Source organism: Paractinoplanes abujensis (assembly GCF_014204895.1).
Taxonomy (GTDB): domain Bacteria; phylum Actinomycetota; class Actinomycetes; order Mycobacteriales; family Micromonosporaceae; genus Actinoplanes; species Actinoplanes abujensis.
On the sequence record NZ_JACHMF010000001.1, the window covers coordinates 7,190,134 to 7,210,529 of the forward strand.

General features: G+C 71.1%; 21 protein-coding genes. 8 read left to right on the forward strand and 13 right to left on the reverse strand.

The window, feature by feature from the left end; all coding sequences use genetic code 11:
* Positions 1 to 23 precede the first annotated feature (23 nt).
* The 6 genes from BKA14_RS32935 to BKA14_RS32960 all read right to left on the reverse strand — a co-directional run bounded on the left by BKA14_RS32935 (position 24) and on the right by BKA14_RS32960 (position 5,499).
* Positions 24 to 641: a DUF6518 family protein gene (locus BKA14_RS32935; RefSeq protein ID WP_184954669.1), complete on the reverse strand. Its 618-nt coding sequence runs from the start codon at positions 639 to 641 to the stop codon at positions 24 to 26.
* 115 nt (positions 642 to 756) lie between these two features.
* Entirely contained in the window at positions 757 to 1,119 is a 363-nt protein-coding gene (locus BKA14_RS32940; RefSeq protein WP_239093218.1) for a hypothetical protein, read from the reverse strand.
* Between the two features lie 2 nt (positions 1,120 to 1,121).
* The gene (gene disA / locus BKA14_RS32945; protein WP_184954670.1) at positions 1,122 to 2,312 is read right to left on the reverse strand and encodes a DNA integrity scanning diadenylate cyclase DisA; all 1,191 of its coding nucleotides are present in this window, start codon (positions 2,310 to 2,312) and stop codon (positions 1,122 to 1,124) included.
* A 73-nt stretch (positions 2,313 to 2,385) separates the two neighbouring features.
* The gene (gene radA, locus BKA14_RS32950) at positions 2,386 to 3,804 is read right to left on the reverse strand and encodes a DNA repair protein RadA (RefSeq protein WP_184954671.1); all 1,419 of its coding nucleotides are present in this window, start codon (positions 3,802 to 3,804) and stop codon (positions 2,386 to 2,388) included.
* Positions 3,805 to 3,833: 29 nt separating this feature from the next.
* The gene (locus BKA14_RS32955) at positions 3,834 to 4,571 is read right to left on the reverse strand and encodes a hypothetical protein (RefSeq protein ID WP_184954672.1); all 738 of its coding nucleotides are present in this window, start codon (positions 4,569 to 4,571) and stop codon (positions 3,834 to 3,836) included.
* Between the two features lie 100 nt (positions 4,572 to 4,671).
* A complete protein-coding gene (locus tag BKA14_RS32960) occupies positions 4,672 to 5,499 on the reverse strand; it encodes a UbiA family prenyltransferase (RefSeq protein WP_184954673.1) in 828 nt (275 codons plus the stop codon).
* 46 nt (positions 5,500 to 5,545) lie between these two features.
* Here BKA14_RS32960 and BKA14_RS32965 point away from each other — a divergent pair, with 46 nt between their 5' ends.
* The 4 genes from BKA14_RS32965 (at position 5,546) to BKA14_RS32980 (ending at position 8,982) form a co-directional block, all read left to right on the forward strand.
* The gene (locus tag BKA14_RS32965) at positions 5,546 to 6,259 is read left to right on the forward strand and encodes a methyltransferase domain-containing protein (protein WP_184954674.1); all 714 of its coding nucleotides are present in this window, start codon (positions 5,546 to 5,548) and stop codon (positions 6,257 to 6,259) included.
* Positions 6,256 to 7,410: an acyl-CoA dehydrogenase family protein gene (locus BKA14_RS32970; protein WP_184954675.1), complete on the forward strand. Its 1,155-nt coding sequence runs from the start codon at positions 6,256 to 6,258 to the stop codon at positions 7,408 to 7,410. The genes BKA14_RS32965 and BKA14_RS32970 overlap by 4 nt, the downstream gene beginning before the upstream one ends.
* 61 nt (positions 7,411 to 7,471) lie before the next feature.
* On the forward strand, positions 7,472 to 8,527 hold the full coding sequence (locus BKA14_RS32975; protein WP_184954676.1) for a type III polyketide synthase: 1,056 nt from the start codon (positions 7,472 to 7,474) through the stop codon (positions 8,525 to 8,527).
* A complete protein-coding gene (locus BKA14_RS32980) occupies positions 8,524 to 8,982 on the forward strand; it encodes a DUF6023 family protein (RefSeq protein WP_184954677.1) in 459 nt (152 codons plus the stop codon). The genes BKA14_RS32975 and BKA14_RS32980 overlap by 4 nt, the downstream gene beginning before the upstream one ends.
* 19 nt (positions 8,983 to 9,001) lie before the next feature.
* Here BKA14_RS32980 and BKA14_RS32985 read toward each other — a convergent pair whose 3' ends face one another.
* Complete coding sequence (locus BKA14_RS32985) at positions 9,002 to 9,763, reverse strand: hypothetical protein (protein WP_184954678.1); 762 nt, start codon at positions 9,761 to 9,763, stop codon at positions 9,002 to 9,004.
* 336 nt (positions 9,764 to 10,099) lie between these two features.
* Between BKA14_RS32985 and BKA14_RS32990 the strand changes: the two genes are divergently transcribed.
* The 4 genes from BKA14_RS32990 to BKA14_RS33005 all read left to right on the forward strand — a co-directional run bounded on the left by BKA14_RS32990 (position 10,100) and on the right by BKA14_RS33005 (position 13,394).
* On the forward strand, positions 10,100 to 10,585 hold the full coding sequence (locus BKA14_RS32990) for a CarD family transcriptional regulator (protein WP_030443670.1): 486 nt from the start codon (positions 10,100 to 10,102) through the stop codon (positions 10,583 to 10,585).
* Positions 10,586 to 10,623: 38 nt separating this feature from the next.
* Positions 10,624 to 11,319, forward strand: coding sequence for a 2-C-methyl-D-erythritol 4-phosphate cytidylyltransferase (gene ispD / locus BKA14_RS32995; RefSeq protein WP_184954679.1), 696 nt, complete (start codon positions 10,624 to 10,626; stop codon positions 11,317 to 11,319).
* A gap of 200 nt (positions 11,320 to 11,519) precedes the next feature.
* On the forward strand, positions 11,520 to 11,993 hold the full coding sequence (gene ispF / locus BKA14_RS33000) for a 2-C-methyl-D-erythritol 2,4-cyclodiphosphate synthase (protein ID WP_184954680.1): 474 nt from the start codon (positions 11,520 to 11,522) through the stop codon (positions 11,991 to 11,993).
* 246 nt (positions 11,994 to 12,239) lie between these two features.
* On the forward strand, positions 12,240 to 13,394 hold the full coding sequence (locus tag BKA14_RS33005) for a tetratricopeptide repeat protein (RefSeq protein ID WP_239093221.1): 1,155 nt from the start codon (positions 12,240 to 12,242) through the stop codon (positions 13,392 to 13,394).
* 73 nt (positions 13,395 to 13,467) lie between these two features.
* Here BKA14_RS33005 and BKA14_RS33010 read toward each other — a convergent pair whose 3' ends face one another.
* The 6 genes from BKA14_RS33010 to BKA14_RS33035 form a co-directional block, all read right to left on the reverse strand.
* The gene (locus BKA14_RS33010; RefSeq protein WP_184954682.1) at positions 13,468 to 14,481 is read right to left on the reverse strand and encodes an N-acetylglucosamine kinase; all 1,014 of its coding nucleotides are present in this window, start codon (positions 14,479 to 14,481) and stop codon (positions 13,468 to 13,470) included.
* On the reverse strand, positions 14,478 to 15,734 hold the full coding sequence (locus BKA14_RS33015) for a family 4 glycosyl hydrolase (RefSeq protein ID WP_184954683.1): 1,257 nt from the start codon (positions 15,732 to 15,734) through the stop codon (positions 14,478 to 14,480). Before BKA14_RS33015 ends, BKA14_RS33010 begins: the two co-directional genes overlap by 4 nt.
* Entirely contained in the window at positions 15,731 to 16,612 is an 882-nt protein-coding gene (locus BKA14_RS33020) for a carbohydrate ABC transporter permease (RefSeq protein ID WP_239093222.1), read from the reverse strand. Before BKA14_RS33020 ends, BKA14_RS33015 begins: the two co-directional genes overlap by 4 nt.
* The gene (locus BKA14_RS33025) at positions 16,609 to 17,547 is read right to left on the reverse strand and encodes a carbohydrate ABC transporter permease (protein WP_184954684.1); all 939 of its coding nucleotides are present in this window, start codon (positions 17,545 to 17,547) and stop codon (positions 16,609 to 16,611) included. The genes BKA14_RS33020 and BKA14_RS33025 overlap by 4 nt, the downstream gene beginning before the upstream one ends.
* Positions 17,548 to 17,549: 2 nt before the next feature.
* On the reverse strand, positions 17,550 to 18,866 hold the full coding sequence (locus tag BKA14_RS33030) for an ABC transporter substrate-binding protein (RefSeq protein WP_184954685.1): 1,317 nt from the start codon (positions 18,864 to 18,866) through the stop codon (positions 17,550 to 17,552).
* Positions 18,867 to 19,153: 287 nt separating this feature from the next.
* Positions 19,154 to 20,335, reverse strand: coding sequence for an ROK family transcriptional regulator (locus BKA14_RS33035; RefSeq protein ID WP_184954686.1), 1,182 nt, complete (start codon positions 20,333 to 20,335; stop codon positions 19,154 to 19,156).
* Positions 20,336 to 20,396 lie beyond the last annotated feature (61 nt).

Consider the following 20,396-nt stretch of genomic DNA (forward strand, 5'->3'; position numbering starts at 1 on the left):
CTTTGAAGGGTGACCCCGTCCGCTTACCTGAACCCGGTGAAGGTCAGCAGCACCCAACCGATTGCGGTCAGGGGGAGCGTGAGCAGCAGGGCCAGTCCGCGCTGGGGCCACGACCGGCCGACCAGCAGCGTGGTCAGCACACCGAGCGCGATCAGCACGGCGCCCGAGCCGATCTGCCCGGCGGTGCCGTACGAGGGGTCGCCGACGCGGCGCAGCTGGATGACGGCCTCGGCGAACAGCACGGCGCCGGGCATCGCCATCGCCGCCACGCGCAGCCGGCCCGGCGTACGGGCGATCACCCCGGCCGCCCCGAAGACCGCGCCCGCCACCACGCCCAGACCCATCCAGAGCAGCGCGGTGCGGTTGTACGCGTTGGACACGTCGTCGTTCTGGATCACCGTCGCCGCCAGGTAGTAGAACGGCACGGCGACGACCAGGCAGACGATCGCCCCGGCGATGCCCACGGGCAGGCTCCAGCGGAACCGGTACGTCAGCAGGAATGCCACCACCGCCCAGACCGCGATCGAGTTCCCCAGGTCCCCGAACGGCGACGGCACGTACTTGATCCAGATGAAGTCGACGACGCCCAGCAGGATGCCGGCGGCAGGCGCGACCACGACGGCGCTGCTTTTGTTGACCATGATTGACGAGCCTACGAACGCCACCCGGTCCGCGCATCGAACCCGCGGCGGATCAACCGCCCGGTGGGTCCGCCGAAAGTTCGACCCCTGCCGGCGGTTTGAGGGCGCGACCGGTTCAGCGGCGCCGGAGGGCGCGTACGGTCGCCGGGGTCAGGGCGACCAGTCCCACCGCCAGCAGCGTGATCACAGCCTGGCCGATCCGGCCCGCGGTCACGCCGGGTGCGGTGTCGACGACGTAGTTGGCGTAGAAGTTGGCCAGCGCGTCGGTCACCAGGATGAAGCCGCCCACGTAGAGGCCGGCGACGGGCCGGCACAGCAGCAGGAGCACCGCCAGCGCGTCCAAGACGGTGAGCGAGACGAAATAGGCCGCCAACCACCCCGGCAGGCCCGGATAACCACCGGTGACCAGCTGAAAGACGTGGACCACCGTGCCGTAGGCGAAGACCACCGCGGCGGCTCGCACCACGAGCAGGGGCAACGTCAGACGTAGCGCTCGAGGATGGAGGCCTCGGCCAGCCGGGACAACCCTTCCCGTACGCCCCGGGCCCGCGCGTCGCCGACGCCCTCGACCGCCTGCAGGTCCTCCACTGTTGCGCCGAGCAGGCGCTGGAGGCTGCCGAAGTGGTCGACCAGCCGGTCGACGATCTGGGTGGGCAGGCGGGGCACCTTGGCCAGCAGCCGGAAGCCGCGGGGCGAGACCGCCGCGTCGAGCGAGTCGGTCGCCCCCGGATAGCCGATGGCCTTGGCCACCGCGACCAGGTCGATCATCTCGGTGGCGGTGAGCAGGTCGAGCTCGACCAGCGCCTCGTCGAGTGTGCGGGCTTTGCGGCCGGTCGGCAGGTAGTCGCGGATGACCAGGGTGCGGTCGGCGTCGACCCCCGCCATGAGCTCGTCGAGCTGCAGGGCCAGCAGGCGGCCGTCGGTGCCCAGCTCGACCACGTAACCCGAGATCTCGTCGGCGATGCGCCGCACCATTTCCAGCCGCTGCACGACCGCGACCGCGTCACGCACGGTGACCAGGTCTTCGATCTCGAGGGCGGAGAGGGTGCCGGACACCTCGTCGAGGCGCAGCTTGTAACGCTCGAGGGTGGCCAGCGCCTGGTTGGCCCGCGACAGGATGGCCGCCGAGTCGTCGAGGACGTGCCGCTGCCCGTTCACGTAGAGCCCGATGATGTGCATCGACTGGCTCACCGAGATCACCGGGAAGCCGGTCTGCTTGGCCACCCGCTCGGCCGTGCGGTGCCGGGTGCCGGATTCCTCGGAATGAATCGCCGGGTCGGGCATCAAGTGCACCGCGGCCCGCACGATGCGGGTGCCGTCGCTCGACATCACGACCGCGCCGTCCATCTTGCACAGCTCGCGCAGGCGGGTCGCGGAGAACTCGACATCGAGCGGGAAGCCGCCGGTGCAGATGCTCTCGACGACGGCGTCGTGCCCGAGCACGATCAGCGCGCCGGTGCGCCCGCGCAGGATGCGCTCGAGGCCGTCGCGCAGCGCGGTGCCGGGGGCCATGAGCGCCAGATTGGCGCGCAGCGGATCGCCGCTCACACCGCCGCCCGTGAGGCCGGGGCCGGTCGGCGCGGTGGGCGCCGGACGATGCACCGAGCCGTTGACCCCTGGTCGCGGCGTCGGGCTGGCGGCGGGCTTGGAACCATCGCGGTCGAGCGGCACCTGGACATTCTACGGACTGTCATCCAGCGCAACGAGGCGTGGTTCGATGAATGCTCCGTAGCGTGATGAAACGTCACCGTCGGTCACCGCCATGGGCGGCCGACGCGCGGGCCGCCGACTGCAGGGCCGAGCGCAGATCGCTCACCTCGATCACCTCGATGCCGCGGGGCGCCTCGGGGGCACAGCCGGGCGGCACCAGCGCCACCTTGAACCCCAGCCGGGCCGCCTCGGCCAGCCGCCGGCCGACCGCACCGACCCGCCGGATCTCGCCGGTCAGCCCGACCTCGCCGATCGCCACGAGATGCGGGGCCATCGCCAGGTCGAGACCGCCGGAGGCGACCGCGAGCGCCATCGCCAGGTCAGCCGACGGTTCGATCAGGCGGATGCCGCCGACCGTGGCCGCGAAGACCTCACGGTTGTAGAGCTTGAGCTGTTTGGTGCGGCGTTCGAGCACGGCGAGCACCATGGCCAGCCGGGCGCTGTCGAGGCCGGACACCGTGCGCCGCGGTGAGCCCTGCACCTCGGCCCCGATCAGCGCCTGCACCTCGGTGACCAGCGCCCGCCGGCCCTCCATGGCCACGGTGACGCAGGTGCCGGGCACGGGCTCGTTGTATCGCGTGAGGAACAGGCCGGACGGGTCGGGCAGGCTGGCGATGCCGCCCTCGTGCATCTCGAAGCAGCCCACCTCGTCGGCCGCGCCGAACCGGTTTTTCACACCGCGCACGAGGCGCAGCGACGAATGCTTGTCGCCCTCGAAGTGGAGCACGACGTCGACCAGGTGCTCGAGCACGCGAGGCCCGGCGACCTGCCCGTCCTTGGTGACGTGACCGACCAGCACGGTGGCGATGCCCCGCTCCTTGGCCACGCCGACCAGCGCCGCGGTGACCGCCCGGACCTGGGTGACGCCGCCCGAGACGCCCTCGGTGCCCGGGGCCGAGATCGTCTGCACCGAGTCGACGATGAGCAGGCCGGGCTTGACCGCGTCGAGGTGGCCGAGCACCGCGCCGAGGTCGCTCTCGGAGGCCAGAAAGAGCTTGTCGTGCAGGGCGCCGAGCCGCTCGGCGCGCAGCCGCACCTGGCTCACCGACTCCTCACCACTGACCACCAGGGACGGTGAGCCGGCGCCGGCCGCCCACTGCTGGGCCACGTCGAGCAGCAGAGTGGATTTGCCCACACCGGGCTCGCCCGCCAGCAGCACCACCGCGCCGGGCACCAGGCCGCCGCCGAGCACCCGGTCGAGCTCGCCCACGTTGGTCGGCACAGCCTTGGCCGGGGCGGCGCTGATCTGCGCGATCGGCCGGGCCGGCTCGGCGGGCAGGCGCGAGCTGACCACCCGCCCGGCACCGAGCGGGGTGCTCACCGTGGACTCGATGACCGAGCCCCACTCACCGCACTCGGGACAGCGGCCCAGCCATTTCGGCGGCTGGTGGCCGCAGGCGTCGCAGACGAAGGCGGGTCGGGCGGCCTTCGCGGCCGTGCGGGACGTCGTCACCCCGCAAAGCTAGCGGGACGGTACGACAATTACTCGTGCTCCTCCCCGGTCTCACCCGGCGCGCGCGACGCGGGGGAGAGCGGGACGGCGAACGGCGCGGTCAGCTCGATCGGCTGTGCCTGGCCGCTCACCTCGAAGACCAGGCTCAGCGAGTGGCCCGGGACGAGCTCGTCGCTCAGGCCGGCCGCGACCAGCTTGCTGTCGTCCTCGGGGAGGTAGGTCACACTGCTCAGCGGCGGGATCGTGATGCGCGCCGGCTGCAGCGTGGCGGTCGGGGCGATCGACGGCGCGCTGGGCAGACTGGGCGGCGTGGAGGGCTGCTCGACCCCGGTGTTCTGCTCGTTGCTCCCGCCCACCTCGTCGGGCGAGTCGGAGGAACCGCCGGTCGGCTCGGGGTTCGCGCTGGGCCGGCCGGCCGCGGGGCCGCCGTCGAGCCCGATCTGCCGGGCCGAGACGATGCCGGCCTGCTCGTCCTGCAGCGGGCGGCTGCTGATCAGGACGGTCATCTCGTCGGTGCTCTGATTGAACAGAGCGACCTCGAGCGCGGCGTCGCCGTTGGCCGGGTAACCCTCGGGGTCGTTGTAGATCACCTGCAGGTTGCGGATCAGCAGTTTGCCGTCGGGGCTCTGCGTGTTCAAGCCCGAGATCGGGGTCTTGAGCAGGGCTGTCTCGGCGACCTGACCGGCCGAGCAGCCGGCCAGTGCGATCACGGCGACCGTGGCGACACCCGCGGCCAGTGTGACGCGGCGGGTTCCCAGCGAGCGCATCACGATCCTCCAAGCTGATCAAGCCGACACCGAAGCACACCAAACGGCGTAAGGCTCAGCCTAGAGGGCCGTGATCGGGCGCGTGCGGCGACCCGTCCATTCACACCACCCGGCCGCTGAAGATGAGCAGCAGAACGTCGATCAGGGCGACGAGGATCACCGCGCGGAACATCGCGACTCCGCGGCCCCGCGCGCGCCGGGTCGCGTACCAGCCGAGGGGAAGGACCACGACTGCGGCCGCGGCGCCCGCCCAGCCGGCCCACGACGGCGGCCCGGGGGGCCCGAAGACCAGGGTCAGTGTCGCACTCAGCAGGAGCAACGCGGCCGCAACGGAGGATCCGGTCGCCCCGAACCGGTGCGGCAGACCGCGGACGCCCGTGGCCGCGTCGTCCGCGAGGTCGGGCAGCACGTTGGCGAAGTGCGCACCTGCGCCGAGCAGCGCGCCCGCCGCGACCAGCCAGGCCGGCGGCGCGGGCTGTCCCGGCAACGCCACCACGACGAAGGCCGGCAGGAGCCCGAAGGCCACCAGATAGGGCACCACCGAGAACACAGTGAACTTCAGCGGCCAGTCGTAGAGCAGCGCGAACACACCGACCAGGGAGATCACGACCGTGGCGGGCAGGCCGAACGGCAGACCGAGCAGCGGGACGGCGAGCGCCGCGACCAACCCCGAGATTCCCACCGTACGGCGGGAGACCGCACCCGACGCGATCGGCTTGTCGGTGCGCCCGGCCGCCCGGTCGCGATCCGCGTCGAGCCAGTCGTTGACCCAGCCCACGGCGAGCTGGGTCGCCCCCACGGCCGCGAACACGCCCAGGACGGCCCAGCCGCGGTGACCGGCCCCGATCGCCAGCAGGGTCATCGCGATCGTGACCGCACCGCCGGGTTCCGGATGAGACGACTTGATCACTGCCAGCGCTCGGGACATGCGAGCAGTGTGGCGGGTGTGCAAGATGCATGCCACGCTCGATCACATGCCGTCGATGGTCCGTAACGATCCGCGTCAGTACGACGAGCTCGCCGACCACTGGTGGCGCCCGGGCGGGCACTTCGAGCTGCTGCACTGGCTGGCCGAGGCCCGGGCCCGGCTGATCCCGCCCGCGAGCCGGCCCGGCGCGATCCTGCTCGACGCGGGCTGCGGCGGCGGTCTGCTCGCCCCGCACCTGGCCGGCAAGGGGTACACGCACGTCGGCGTCGACCTGCGCGCCTCCGGGCTGGGCCACGCGGCCCGGCGCGGCGTCCGGGCCGTGCGCGGTGACGTGACGGCGTTGCCGCTGGCCACCGGTTCGGTCGAGGTGGTGGCGGCGGGCGAGATCCTCGAGCACGTGACCGACCTGCCGGGCACGGTGGCCGAGCTGTGCCGGGTGCTGCAGCCGGGCGGGCTGCTCGTGCTGGACACGGTCAACGACAACGCGCTGAGCCGGTTCGTGACGGTCACGCTGGGCGAGGCGATCGGGCTGGCCCCGGTCGGGCTGCACGACCCGGCGCTCTTCGTCGACCCGGGCCGGCTCACGGCGGAGTTCGCCACCCACGGCGTACGGCTGCGGGTGCGCGGCGCCCGCCCCAGCGTCCCCGGGCTGCTGCGCTGGCTGGGCCCGTTCCAGAAGCGCCGCCCCCTGGGCCGCATCGTCCCCACCCGATCCACCGCCGTGCTCTATCAGGGCCACGGTCGTAAGGAGGCCGCATGATCTCCGAGGCCCGGCGGCTCGTGCCCCGGTTCGCGGCCCGCGCGGCCGCCCACGACCGCGACGGCTCGTTCCCCGCCGACGACTTCGCCGACCTGCGGGCGGCCGGCCTGTTCGGGCTGATGGTCCCGGCCCGGCTGGGCGGCGCCGGGGCGAGCTTCGCCGAGTACGCGGCGATCGCGTACGAACTGGCCCGCGGCAACGGCGCGACCGCCCTGATCTTCAACATGCACGCATCGGTCACCGGGGCGCTGGCCGGCGTCACCGACGAACTGGCCGACGCGCTGGGCCTGCCCGCCGAGGCGCTGCGGGCCCGCGACGACGCCCTGCGAGCGGCGGCCGAGGGCCGGTGGTACGCGGTGGCGATGAGCGAGCGCGGCGCGGGCTCCCGGTTGTCCCAGCTCACCACCTCGTACGTAGCCGTGGACGGCGGCTACCGGATCACCGGCGCCAAGACCTTCTGCTCGGGGGCCGGGCACGCCGACTCCTATCTGGTCGCCGCGCGCAGCGCCGACGACCCGTCGCAGGTCTCGCAGTTCCTGGTGCCCGCGGGCGAGGGCCTGCGGGTGGAGCCGACGTGGGACGCGCTCGGGATGCGGGCCACCGGTTCGCACGATCTGCACGTCGACGTGACCGTCCCGGCCGGTGCCCTGCTGGGCGGGGTCGAAGGGCTGGCGCTGGTCGTGGCCCAGCTCGCCCCGCACTGGATGGTGGCCAGTTACGCCGCCGTCTACGTCGGGGTGGCCCGGGCCGCCGTCGACGCCGCGGTCGAGCACGTCAACGAGCGCAAGCTGGGTCACCTGCCGGCCGTTCGCGCGCGGATCGGGCGAGCCGACGCGGCGGTGGCGGCCGCCCGCCTGGCGGTCATGGAGGCGGCCCGCCGGGTCGACGAGCGGCCCGGCGAGGCCGAGACCAACCGCTGGGTGTGGCGGGCCAAGCTGCTCGCGGGCACGACGGCGGCCGAGGTCGCGGCGTCGATGCTGGAGGCCGCCGGCACGTCCGCCATGCGCCGCGGCCACCCGCTGGAACGCATCTATCGGGATGCGCGGGCCGGCTCGCTGCAACCGGCGACCAGTGACGTCTGCGCCGATTGGATCGGTGTGGATGCGCTCGGCGGCGATGGGAACTCGGAGGGCACCGCCCCGCGCTGGTGACCGTACGTACGTTTTGAGGTTTGTTCACATGGCGGCGGGGTTCAGGGCCTAGGAGGCACGAGTGAATCGCAACGCGACCATCGCGGGGCTGGGGACGGCGCTGCCGCCCTCGGCCGTACAGACCGACCTGTGGGAAAACTTCTTCTCGCACCACTACACCGGGACCCGCCGCGCGCTGGCCAAGCGGATCTTCGAGAATTCCGGCGTCCGGACCCGGCAGGCCGCCGTCAGCCCCCTGCTCGAAGACGTGTCGAACTGGTCGACCGAACAGCGGATGCGCCGCTACCAGGTCGAAGCCATCCCGCTCGGCAAGGAGGCGGTCAGCCGTGCGCTGGCCGGCGCCGGGATCGCGGCGAGCGACCTCGGCCTGTTCGCCGTCTGCTCCTGCACCGGCTACGCGACGCCCGGCCTCGACATCCTGCTCGCCCGCGACCTGGGCATGTCGCCGTCGGTGCAGCGGCTCTTCGTGGGGCACATGGGCTGTTACGCGGCGCTGCCCGGGCTGGGTGCGGCGGCCGACTTCGTGACCGCTCGGCAGCAGCCCGCGCTGCTGCTCTGCGCCGAGTTGACCAGCCTGCACCTGCAGCCGGCGGCGGTGCGGACCGACTTCCAGCAGATCGTCTCGCACGCGCTGTTCTCCGACGCGGCGGCCGCCGTCGCGCTCACCCCCGGCGGCCCCGGCCTGGTCGTGCAGGACGTCGCCGCGGTCACCGACACCACCACAGCCGACCACATGACCTGGGAAGTCACCGATCTCGGGTTTCGGATGGGGCTCTCCGCGCAGGTGCCGGCGGTGCTCGAACTGCACGTTCGCAAGCTCGTGGACGACCTGCTGAACCGCAACGGGCTGACGATCGGCGACGTCGACGGCTGGGCCGTGCACCCGGGCGGACCCAAGATCCTCGATGTGGTCCAGGCGCGGCTCGGGCTCGACGATTCCGCGCTGGCCGCTTCGCGGGAGGTGCTTTCCGCGTACGGGAACTGCTCGTCGCCCACCGTCCTGCTCGTGCTCGACGCGCTCCGTCGCCGGGCCGCCCCGCCGCGACGGGTGGTGATGCTGGCCTTCGGTCCGGGACTGACGCTCTACGGCACGCTGCTTCTACAGTCACCCGTGTGACGGGTGAGCGGGCGCGCGGAGCGATCCTCTATTCCACGGCCGGGGCGCTGGTCGCCGCGGGCGCGACGTGGTGGTTCCTGGCCGCGCCGCCGGAGAGCCCGGGCGACCCGGCGGCGCAGTGGCGCTCCGACGTCGAGCGGCAGCTGCCCGACGTCGACGGCCAGGCCGACGCGCAGACGGCCGCGCTGCCCGCCGGCGGTCAGCAGACGTTCGAGTCGTTCGTCGACACCGGGTCGTACCTGGTCTCGCTCATCTGTCGCGGCGGGCCGGACAGCTTCGTCCGGGTGAGCCTGAGCCGGACGGGCAACGACTCGGGGCTGGGGGTGCGCTGCTCCGGGCAGTTGCCGCCGGACAGCTTCGAGGTGGGGCTGGGCGGCGTGATGCGGATGACCGTCGTGGTCGGGGACGAGGGGCCGGTCGTCTTCCGCTATTCGCTCAAGCGCGTTCCCGGCTGAATCTCGTACCGGCGGTGCTTCACAACCGGGCCAGGTCGGCGCGGAAGTCTTCGATCGAGGCGGTGCGCGGCACCGTGCGGACGATGCGGGAGCCGCGATCGACCAGCACGGCCGCGGCCGTCGTGTCGGGCGTGCCGAGATGCAGATGGCTGCGCAGGGTGCCGGTCGGATCGTTCAGCACTCGAACGGTCTTCCCGTTGGCCGGGGGCATGGCCCCGGTCGGCGGGGTGCCCGCGGCGGAGGCCGAGGCGGTCGCGGCCGACACGGTGATCACGGCGATCTCGGGGCCGACGGCGTCGATCGTGTCGGAAACCAGTGCCGCGCAGGCGCAGCCGTCCACGAGCAGGATGACAGCGGGTAGCCGCCCACGCAGCGGCACCGTCTGACCGTCGGTCGCCACCAGCTCGAGGGCGGGCAGCGTCGTGACGGGCCCGGGAGTCGTGTTGGCCGTGCGCTGAACGGCCGGCTGACGTGGCGGCCCGGGCCAGGCCGAGGCGAAGAGGCTGGCCACGGTGACCAGCACGGCAAGCGAGATGATGAGCACCGGGGCGCGCAGCGTGGTGGCGGCGGCCCGGCGCAGCTTGCGCACCGCGGGCCGGCGGATCAGGCGCTGCCAGCGCGTCGGAGGCCCGGCGAGCCGCAGCTCAGCCCGGACGGCGTCGACCTCGTCGGAGAGTGCGGACAGATCGTCGGGGATGACGATGACGCCCCACTCCTCGGGCAGGTCGGGCAGGTCGTCCGGCGAACTGCCAAATCCGCCGTTGTTGCTCGCACCAGCCATGACACACCCTCCCCCCGGGCCGACCAGTGGTTCTTCGCGGTCGGGGACCTTGCGCCCAGCCTTCCTTAAGCGGGGCCCGACCGCCAGTAGTGCGCGCTTCCGGACCTTAGCGATAAGCTTGACCTCACAAACGCCGTAGGTGCGAAATATCCGACCCGTACGTCTTAGGGGTCACCAAACCATCACTCACGGTTACTGAGGCAGCTCGCGGCCCGTCTGTCAAGCCGCAGAAACGCCCATCACAGGGCCTCTGAGCTGCACTAACAGTGACCGGCAGGGCGGGACATAGCTGCCTGAGCGTGTTACCCTAGACACAGCGAAAGGGGCTTCGAACCTATGGTTTTCAGTGTCGGCGAGACCGTTGTTTACCCCCACCACGGGGCCGCACTCATCGAGGCAATCGAAACAAGGGTCATCAAGGGCGAGGAAAAGCAGTATCTTGTGCTGCGCGTTGCCCAGGGCGATCTGACCGTGCGGGTGCCCGCTGAGAACGCCGAAATCGTCGGCGTGCGCGAAGTGGTTGGCGAGGAAGGCCTGGGCAAGGTCTTCGACGTCCTCCGCGCTCCGCACACCGAGGAGCCGACGAACTGGTCGCGGCGTTACAAGGCCAATCTCGAGAAGCTTGCCTCCGGCAACCCGCTCAAGGTTGCTGAGGTTGTTCGTGACCTCTGGCGTCGTGAGCGCGAGCGTGGTCTCTCGGCCGGAGAGAAGCGCATGCTGGCCAAGGCGCGCGACATCCTTGTCGGTGAGGTTGCTCTGGCGGAGAAGAGCACCAAGGACGAGGCCGAGGTTCTCCTCGACAAGGTCCTCACCGAGGCCTGATCCACAACACCGTTTTTGTGTTCGCACAGGACCGCGACGTGACCGCGAAGCTCAATGCCCGCGGTGACGTCGCGGTCCTGGTTCCGGCGGCAGGTGCCGGCCTGAGGCTCGGCCCGGGCGGGCCCAAAGCCTTGCGTCTGCTCTCCGGTGAACCGCTGCTCGTGCATGCGATTCGCCGGGTGGCGGCCGCGCCGTCGGTCCGTCTCATCGTGGTCGCCGCTCCAGCGGCCGAGGTCGAGGCGGTGCGCACACTTCTGACGCCGGTCGCGCCGGTCACCGTGGTGGCCGGCGGGGCCGAACGTCAGGAGTCGGTGGCCCGGGCCCTGGCCGCGGTGCCACCCGAGGTCGACATCGTGCTCGTTCACGACGCCGCGCGCGCCCTGACCCCACCCACCGTGATCGAGTCGGTGGCGGCGGCGGTTCGCGAGGGCCGCCCCGCGGTCATTCCCGTGCTCCCGGTGGTCGACACGATCAAAGAGGTCGCCGCCGACGAGACGGTCCTCGGCACGGTCGACCGTTCCGTCCTGCGCAGCGTGCAAACCCCGCAGGGCTTCCAGCACAGCGTCCTCGCCGCCGCCCATGCGGCCGCGGCCGACGCCCTTACCGACGACGCCGGCCTGGTGGAAAAAGCCGGCATTCCGGTCACCTGCGTTCCCGGCTCCGAGCTGGCCATGAAGATCACCCGCCCTCTGGACCTGATCCTGGCCGAGGCGCTGCTCGCCCAGCCGCACTGACCGCCGCCACTCCCAGCCCCGGTAGCGGGCCGTTGCTCCCAGTTCGCCGGCCCGCCGCTGCTCCTCGGCCCCGGCAACCTGCTGCGGCTTCCGGCCTCGGCGACCTGCTGCGGCTTCCGGCCTCGGCGACCTGCTGCGGCTTCCGGCCCCGGCGACCTGCCGCTGCTTCCCGGCCGCTTCGGCACCGATAGCCTGACGCAGTGATCAACCAGCGGGTCGGCATCGGTACTGACGTGCACGCCTTCGAGGCTGGACGGCCCTGCTGGGTAGCCGGCCTGCTCTGGCCCGACGAGACCGGCCTGGCCGGCCACTCCGACGCCGACGTAGCCGCCCACGCCGCGTGCGACGCGCTCTTCGGCGCTTCCGGGCTGGGCGACCTGGGCAGCAACTTCGGCACCTCCCGCCCCGAATGGGCCGGCGCCTCCGGGGTGGCCCTGCTCACCGAGACCGCGCGCCTGGTCCGGGCCGCCTCCTTGGAGATCGTCAACGTCTCGATCCAGGTCATCGGCAACCACCCCAAGATCGGTAAGCGTCGCGCGGAGGCCCAGCAGGTGTTGTCGGCCGCGGTCGGCGCCCCGGTCACCGTCTCCGGCACCACGACCGACGGCCTCGGGCTCACCGGCCGGGGCGAAGGACTGGCGGCCATGGCCGTCGCGCTGGTCGCCCAGATCTGAACCGCCACCTCGGAAGCACACTTTGCTGAAGATCCGCGGGTTGTCCACAGGCGGCGGGTTGTCCACAGGGCGGCGCGGCCGCGGCCTCGAAGATCGACGAAAGCGGTCACAATTGGCAGTGGCGGGGGACCCCCGGTGGAGGGCGGGCCATGAGTGTGGGGGATGTGGGCGAAATGCGTGCTTCCGGTGACTCGGGGCGGGTTACCCGGCAGCGTGGGATTTCGTGGCAGCGCCTACTCTCGGAGCGTGGCCGCGCCTCTGGAACCCGAAACCACGCCGGAAGAGTATCGGCAGCGTGCGCTGCTGCTGGCCGACCTCGGGCGGTATGACGAGGCCGCGCAGGAGATCGCTTCGGGGCTGGCGACGGCGCCCGACGAGGCCAGTTTGCTGGCCACTCTGGCCCGCATCCATCTCGCAGCGGATCAGCCCGGCGAGGCGTTGCGGGCGGCCGAGCGGGCGGTGGCGGCGTCCCCGTCGACGTTGACCAACCTTGTCGTCCGGGCCATGGCGCTCACCGACAGCGAGAAGTACGGCGAGGCGGCGCAGGTCGCGAGCGCGATCATCAGGCAGTGGCCCGCCGACGCGTACGCCCAGCGCACCGGGGCGGCCCTGCTCAGTGAGTCGCGCAACGGGCAGGAAGCGTTGAACGCCGCGTGGAACGCCGTCCGCGTCGCGCCCGCCGAGGCCGAGGCGCATCTGGTGCTGGCCGTCGTGGCTGCTCGGCTGCGTCTTTTCGATCTGGCCCAACGGGCGTACGCGCAAGCCTTGGATCTTGACCCGGCGATCGGGGACGCCCAGCGCGACGTCGGCATCGTGCGGTTCGAGCGGCGGCGTTGGGCGCGAGCCTTGGAGTCGCTGGCCGACGAGGCGACGCTGCCGGTGGCCCCCGACGCCGAGGGCGACTATCCGCAGCCGTTCCCGCGGAGCTACCCGGCGCCGGACCGGCCCGACCCGGAGGAACCGCAGACCACCTCGGCCGGCTGGACGGGGGAGGCCGCGGTCAGCCGGCCCAGCCGGCCGGTGCTCGACCCGTCCGCCGACTCGGCCGAGGCGGTCCGGCGGCACGTGCTTTTCGGCACCAACGCCACGCTGGTCGCCGGCCTGTTCGCGGGGCTGATGACGCTGACCAGCGAGGGGATTTCGCGCACCTGGGCCGGGCTGATCGGTGTGCTGCTGTTCGCCGGTGTGACCTTCGTGCTCAACCGGGCCGTGCCGGAGCCGCTGGCGGTGGCCCTGACCCGGCTCCGGCAACACAACCGTCCGCTGGCGGCCGCGGCCTACGTGGGCTTCGTGGCGCCGTTGCTGCTGTTCGTCTACGCCCTGGTCGGTGGTGTGGTGCCCCTGGTGGCCGCGATGGCGGTGGCGGCCCTGGCCGAGATCCTGATCCTGACCCGCCGCTGACACCTCGGCGCTCGGCTCGGCCGTGCACGGACCGGTCTGGTGGGGCGGGCTGCCAGCCGGGGGTTGGGGCTGGTCAAGCGGCCTCCTGCGCCGGGGGCTGGTCGTGGGCGGTCAGGGTGGCGAGGGCGGCCCGGACGACGGGTTCGGCGTGGTGGCCGGGTGAGAGCGCGTCCAGCGCCAGCAGAGCCGCGCCCGTGATCGGGGGTGCGGCGGGAACGGAGATCTCGACCAGCGGGGCCTGGCGACGCGCGCCCGCGACCACCTGGTTGTGCAGGAGGGGGTGCTGGGCCCGCAGCACGCTGCCCCCCAGCACCAGGGCATGGGGGCGGTCGAGCAGGTCGAGCCGGTTCGCGGCCACGCGGTGCTGGCCCACGATCTCGTCGGCCTGCCGCTTGATCAGGGCCAGGGCCACCGCGTCCCCGTCCGCGGCCACCTCGAACAGCAGGTGCGACAGGGGCGGGATGGCCGCGCCGGGGATCTCGCCGAAGTGCACGGCGATCGAGACGGCCTCGACCGTGGGCCGGCCGAAGTGCGCGGCCACGGCGGCGCTGAGGGCGGTCGGCGCACCGCGGCCGTCCTCGCCGCGGGCGGCCAGGTGCAGGGTCTGGTCGGCCAGTTCGTGCCCGCCGCCCCAGTCGCCGGAGATCGGGCCGAGGGCGACGAACCGGGCCGTACGCCCGTCGGCCGCGCGGCCCACGCAGTTGTTGCCGGCCCCGCAGACGACGGTGACCGCGTCGGGCATCGCAGTGCCGGAGCGCAGCAGGGCGAAGCAGTCGTTGTCGACCACGGTCCGGCGGGCCCACGACCGGGCCGACAGCGCCTCCTGCAGGGCGGTCACCTCGATCGGCAGGTCGGCGCCGGCCAGGTATGCCGCCACGACGTCGACGGGGGTGCCGTACGGGATGCCGGCCCGCGCGTGCACGGCCCGGATGAGCTGGTCGAGCACCGTGACCGTGCCGTCCAGGCCGATGTTGTGCGGGGAGGACGTGCCGCCGCGGACGTAGCCGAGCACTTCGCCGGTCGCCGTGCCGAGCACCACGTCCGTCTTCGAGTTGCCCCCGTCGACCGCCAGATAGAGCGCTCTCATCGGGCCCACGCGAGATGCGCCCGGCCGCTCGCGATGAGCAGGTCGGTGAGCGGGTCGGCGATCTCGTGCTGCCCGACCAGCGGGTGGGCGAGCAGCGCCCGATACACCCGTTCCCGGCCGCCGCGCAGCGCCGCGTCCAGCGCAAGCTCCTCATAACCGGAGACGTGACCGATGAGTCCCGCCATATCCGGCGGCAGCGGCGACACCGGCAAGACGGCCGGACCGTCGATGGAGGCCCGAGCCGACACCTCGATCACCGCGGATGCCGGCAAGAACGGCAAAAGGCCTTCATTTCGTACGTTGACCGAGTGCACCGCGGAGGAATCGAACCCGTGCAGCGAGGCGATCAACCCGACCGCGGCTTCCGAGTAGTACGCGCCCCCGCGCTCCTCCAGCAATGCCGGCTTCTGCACCAGCGAGACGTCCCGGTACATCTCGAGCAGCGAAGCCTCCAGTTCGGCCACCCGCTGACCCCGCGTCGGCGCGCCGATCAGCGACTGCACATGCCGGTCATGCGAGTAGAAGTACGAGAGGTAGTACGACGGGACATTGCCCAGGGACTGGAGCACCGCCTGTGCGAGATCGACCTCGGCGGCCAGGGAAGGCAGGTGATCACGTAGGAGATCCGGCAGTCGATCGACACCGTCCACATAGGCGGCCCGCTCCCACGTCAGGTGGTTGAGGCCCACATGTTCGAGCACGACCTGCGACGGGTCCACGCCGAGGTGGCCGGCGAACCGCCGCTGGAAGCCGATCGCCACGTTGCACAACCCGACGGCCCGGTGGCCGGCGTCGAGCAGCGCCCGCGTGACGATGCCGACCGGGTTGGTGAAGTCGATGATCCAGGCCCCCGGCTTGGCCCGTTCGCGGATGCGCGACGCCACGTCGAGCACCACGGGGACCGTACGGAGGGCCTTGGCCAGGCCTCCGGCGCCGGTGGTCTCCTGACCGACGCAGCCGCACTCGAGCGGGAACGTCTCGTCGTTGATCCGGGCCTGCTGACCGCCGACGCGCAGCTGGATCAGCGCCACGTCGGCGTCGGTCACGCCCGCGTCGAGGTCGGTCGTCCACCAGATCTTGGCCTGGTGTCCGTGGTGCTGCAGGATGCGGGCGGAGAACGCGCCCACCACGTCGAGCCGTTCGGCCGCCGGGTCGATCAGCACCAGTTCGGTGACCATCGACCCGAGCCGGGCGAACCCGTCGACCAGTTCCGGCGTGTAGGTGGAGCCACCGCCGATGACCGCGATTTTCAACCCTTGAATCCCGTCAATGTGATGCCTTGGACGAAGGCACGCTGAGCGAAGAAGAAAATGATGATGAGCGGGGCCATGGCCAGCACCGTGGCCGCGGTGACCAGGTTCCAGTCGACGTGGTGGACACTGTGGAACGAGGCCAGGCCGAGCGACAGCGTCCAGGAGCTCTCGTTCTCGCTGGTGTAGAGCAGCGGGCCGTAGTAGTCGTTCCAGCAGTAGAAGAACTGGAACAGCCCGGCCGCCGCGATGCCGGGGCGCGCCATCGGCAGCACGACCCGCAGCAGCGTGCGCCATTCGCCGCAGCCGTCGACCCGGGCCGCGTCGAGATATTCGCTGGGGATCGTGAGCAGGAACTGGCGCAGCAGGAAGATGCAGAACGCGTCGCCGAAGATCGCCGGGATGATCAGCGGGGCCAGCGAGCCGGTCAGGCCGTAGCGGGCCCACATCAGATACAGCGGCACGGTGACGACCTGCGGCGGGAGCATCATCACGCAGATCACCAGCAGGAACAGCCCGTTGCGGCCGCGGAACCGCAACTTCGCCAGCGCGTACGCGGCGGGAACGCTCGACAGCAGCACCAGCACGGTCGACGACACCGCATAGATGATCGTGTTGAGCAGATAGCGCGGCAGCGGCGTGACCTCGAAGACCCGTACGTAGTTCTCCGGGTGCCACGCGTTGGGCCAGTAATCACTGGTCAGAGCCTGATCGCTGGTCATCAGCGAGAGCAGCACGAGGTAGACGACCGGGGTCACGAACATGATCCCGAGCACGATCGCGATGCTGTGCTTGCCGATCCACGCCAGCCGGCGCTGCCGCGCGTATCGGCGGTCGGGCGGGGCCGGCGCAAGAACCGGCGCCTCCATCAGAGCTGTCACGATTCCTCCCCGGTGAAGGCCTTGGCCCGGCGCAGCAGGATCAACGTGACTCCCAGCGCCACCACGAACAGGCCGATGGCCAGCGCGTTGGCGTAGCCGAGGGCGCTGTAGCGGAAGCCGACGGTGTAGAGCCAGAGCGGATAGGTGAAGGTCGAGCCCTCGGGGAAGCCGAAGTTCGACGAGATGCCGCCGCCCACGGTGGCCTGCCCGCTGGCGATCGAGCCCGCCACGGCCGCCTGGTCGAAGTACTGCAGTGTGTAGATCACGCCGGTCACCGCCGCGAACAGCACCACCGGCTGGATCGTCGGCAGCGTGATCGAGCGGAACCGCTGCCACGCGTTCGCGCCGTCCAGCTCCGCGGCCTCGTACAGGCTGGCCGGCACCCCGAGAACAGCGGCCAGGAAGATCACCATGAGGTCGCCGATCGCCCACAGGCCGAGCAGCACCAGCGAGGGCTTGGCCCACGTGGGCGAGTTGAACCACAGCGGGCCCTGGATGCCTATCGACTCCAGGAAGTGGTTGACCGGACCGGTGCCCGGCTTGAGCAGGTAGACGAACGCGATGGTGGCGGCCACCGGCGGGACCAGCGCGGGCAGGTAGAAGACCGTACGGAAGAAACCGGCGCCCCGCTTGAGCTGGGTCAGCAGCATCGAGAGGCCGACCGCCCCGATGATCCGTACGGGAACGAAGACCACCACCATCCACAGCGTGTTGCGGACGGACTGCAGCAGGAACGGGTCGTCGGCCATCCGCCGGTAGTTGTCCAGCCCCACCCACTCGGGTACCGAGAGCAGGTCGAACTTCGTGAACGAGAAGTAGACCGCCGAACCCAGGGGGTACAGGAAGAACACGGCGATGCCGATCAGCGCGGGCGCGAGGAACGAGAAGGTGGTGGCGCCCTTCCTGACCCGTACGCCCAAGGGTTTGGCGGTCATCGTCAGCCGCCCAGAGTCATGACGCTGTTGATCTGCTTGTCGGCATCGGCCAGGCCCGCGTCGAGGTTCTTGACCTTGCCGGCCTGATAGCTGTTCAGGAACTGACCGAACGTTTCCTGGTACGCCGGTCCCGACGCGCTGGGCGGGGTCGTCGACGAGTTCGGGTTGTTGAAGATGTCGATGAACGTCTTGAAGTCGGCGTCCGCGTTGAGGCCCGGGTCGGCGATCGACGCGGTCGTGGTCGGGATGTTCTTGAGCAGCCCCGAGAGCTTGATGATGGCCTTGTCGTTAGTGGTCAGATACTTGATCAGCTCCCACGCGGCCTCGGGGTTCTTGGCGTTCTTGCTGATCCCGACGATGTTGCCGGTCACGTAGCCGCCGCCGTACCGGGCGGGGTCGCTGGTCGGGATGGGCGCTACCCCGTACTTGAGGTCCGGGGTCTGATCTTTCACGAAGGCCAAGCGGTACTCGGCGTCGATGTTGATCGCGACCTGGCCCTTCTGGAAGGCGTTGTCGGCGCTGTACTCGTCACCCAGGCTCGCCCGGAACTTGGTCAGGTTCTCGTAGCCGTACCAGTCGACCAGGTCCTTCTGCCAGGTCATCAGCGTCTTCCAGGCCGGGTCGGCGCCCACCGCGGACTTGCCGTCGTCGGTCAGCCACTTGGCGCCGACGGCCGGGGCGAGGTGCGAGGCGGCGTTCTCGTAGAAGTCGTACAGCGGCAGGAACCCGACGGTCTTGAGTGAGCCGTCGGCGTTCTTCACTGTCAGTTTTTTCGCGTACGCGGTCAGCTCGTCCAGGGTCTTGGGCGGCCCGCTCAGCCCGGCCTTGGCGAACAGGTCCTTGTTGTAGAACATGCCGTACGCGTCGGCCAGGAACGGCATCGCGCACCGCTTGCCCTGATACTCCGTGTAGGACCGGGTGGTCGCGTTGAGCTGGTTCAGGTCGACTTTGTCGCGGTCGAGGTACTGCTTGAGGTCGATCCACGCGCCCGACGAGCAGAACTTGCCGACGATGTCGGTCGAGTAGGACAGCCCCACGTCCGGCCCGTTGCCGGCGCCGATGGCCTGGGTGACCTTGGAATCGTCCTGACCGGCCTTGATCGTCACCTTGATCTTGGGGTGGTCGGCTTCGAAGTCCTTGACCACCTGGTCGATCGCCGCGGCCTCGCGCTCGGTGAAGAAGTGCCAGAGTTCCACGGTGCCGGCCACTTCCGTACCGGGGTCGGCGATCTTGGTTTCCTTGGGCGCCGGGGTGCAGGCGGCCGCCAGTGCGGCAGTCGATACCAGGGCAAAAAGGGCGCGCGGGAGCCGTTTGTTCACTGTGGCCTCTCAGAATTCGGCTATGCGAAGAATGAAATAAATTGATAAAACGGGAGAAATTGAAAGTGGGTGCGAAGGGCGCGGGGTCAGGCAAGGGTGTGTTGGCGCGGGGGTGCGGTCGAGCGGGGTGGTCGTGGCGCGGGGTGCGGCCGGGCGGGCTGGTCGTGGCCGGGGTGCGGTCAAGCGGGGTGGTCGTGGCGCGGGGTGCTGTCGGGCGGGCTGGTCGTGGCCGGGGTTGGCGCGTAGAAAGTGGAGGTGGGTGCCGAGCTCGTGAGCCGGGCGGGAGCCTAGGAGTCGCGGATCGAGGCGATCAGGGAGTTGTGTACGGCGGTGAGGCCGGCGTCGAGGGCGCCGAGCAGCACGGAGTCGTCGTCGATGGCGGTGATGGCGATCGTGCTCTCCAGCGGGGCGGCCCGCCGTACGGCGAAATTGACCGCTGACAGCAGCCGGACGCCGCCGGCCTGGGCGATCGGGCCGGCCAGGACCACCAGGTACGGGTCGAGCACGGCGATCACCGCGGCCAGGCCGATCACGATGCGGTCGGCCAGTGCGACCAGGAAATCGTCACCCGGGCCGGAGTCGGCGGCCGCGGCCCGTACGGCCTCGGCGGGGGTGCGACCCGGAACGCCGTTGTCCCGGGCCAGCTCGAGGATTGCCGCGCCGCCGAACAGGTCCTGCAGGTCGAGCTTGCGGTGCGAGGAGTCGGGGGAGTAAAGCGGCATGTAGCCGATCTCGCCCGCACCGCCCCGGGCGCCGCGCAGCAGCGTGCCCGCCATGTCGATGGCCAGACCGAGGCCCTCCTCGCCCAGCCACAGCAGGGCGAAGCCCTCGGCCTCCCGGCCCACGCCGCGACGCCGCTCGGCGATCGCGGCCAGGTTGACGTCGTTGTCGACGCCCACGGCCGTGCCGAGCGCCGCGGCCAGTTCGGGCACCAGACCCGTACGGCCGAAACCCGGCACGTCGACGTGCCGGATCGTCTCGGTGTGCGTGTCGTACGAGCCGGCCACGCCGAAATGCACGTGACGGATCCGCTCGGCGGGCACGCCGGCCTCGTCGCGCAGCCGGGCCACGACGTCGACCAGCGCGTTCAGCGGGTCGGTGGTGAGGAAGTCGATGCGGGACTCGAGGCGCCCGCGGACCGTGCCGGTGAGATCGCACAGCGCGGCGACGACCGAGGGGGCACCGCTCGCGCCGATGTCGCGCACGGAGACCGCCGCCGCGTACGCCGCGTCGGGGTTGGCGTTGTAGATCTCCGCGTTGGGACCCGGCCGGCCGCTGTTGTGGCCTACGACGTTGACCAGGCCGGCGTCGGTGAGCCGGCGCAGCACCTCGGAGATCGTCGGGGTCGACAGGGCCGTGAGTTTGCGCAGGTCGGCCCGCGTGAGCATGCCGGGGTCCAGCAGGTGAGCCAGGGCCGCGCTCTCGTTCATGGCGCGCAGCAGTTTCGACGAACCGGCCAGACGGGTCACGGCGGCTCCCGGGAGCGAGTCGACTGATTGGCAAACTGACTAACAGTTAGCCCGGACGGTA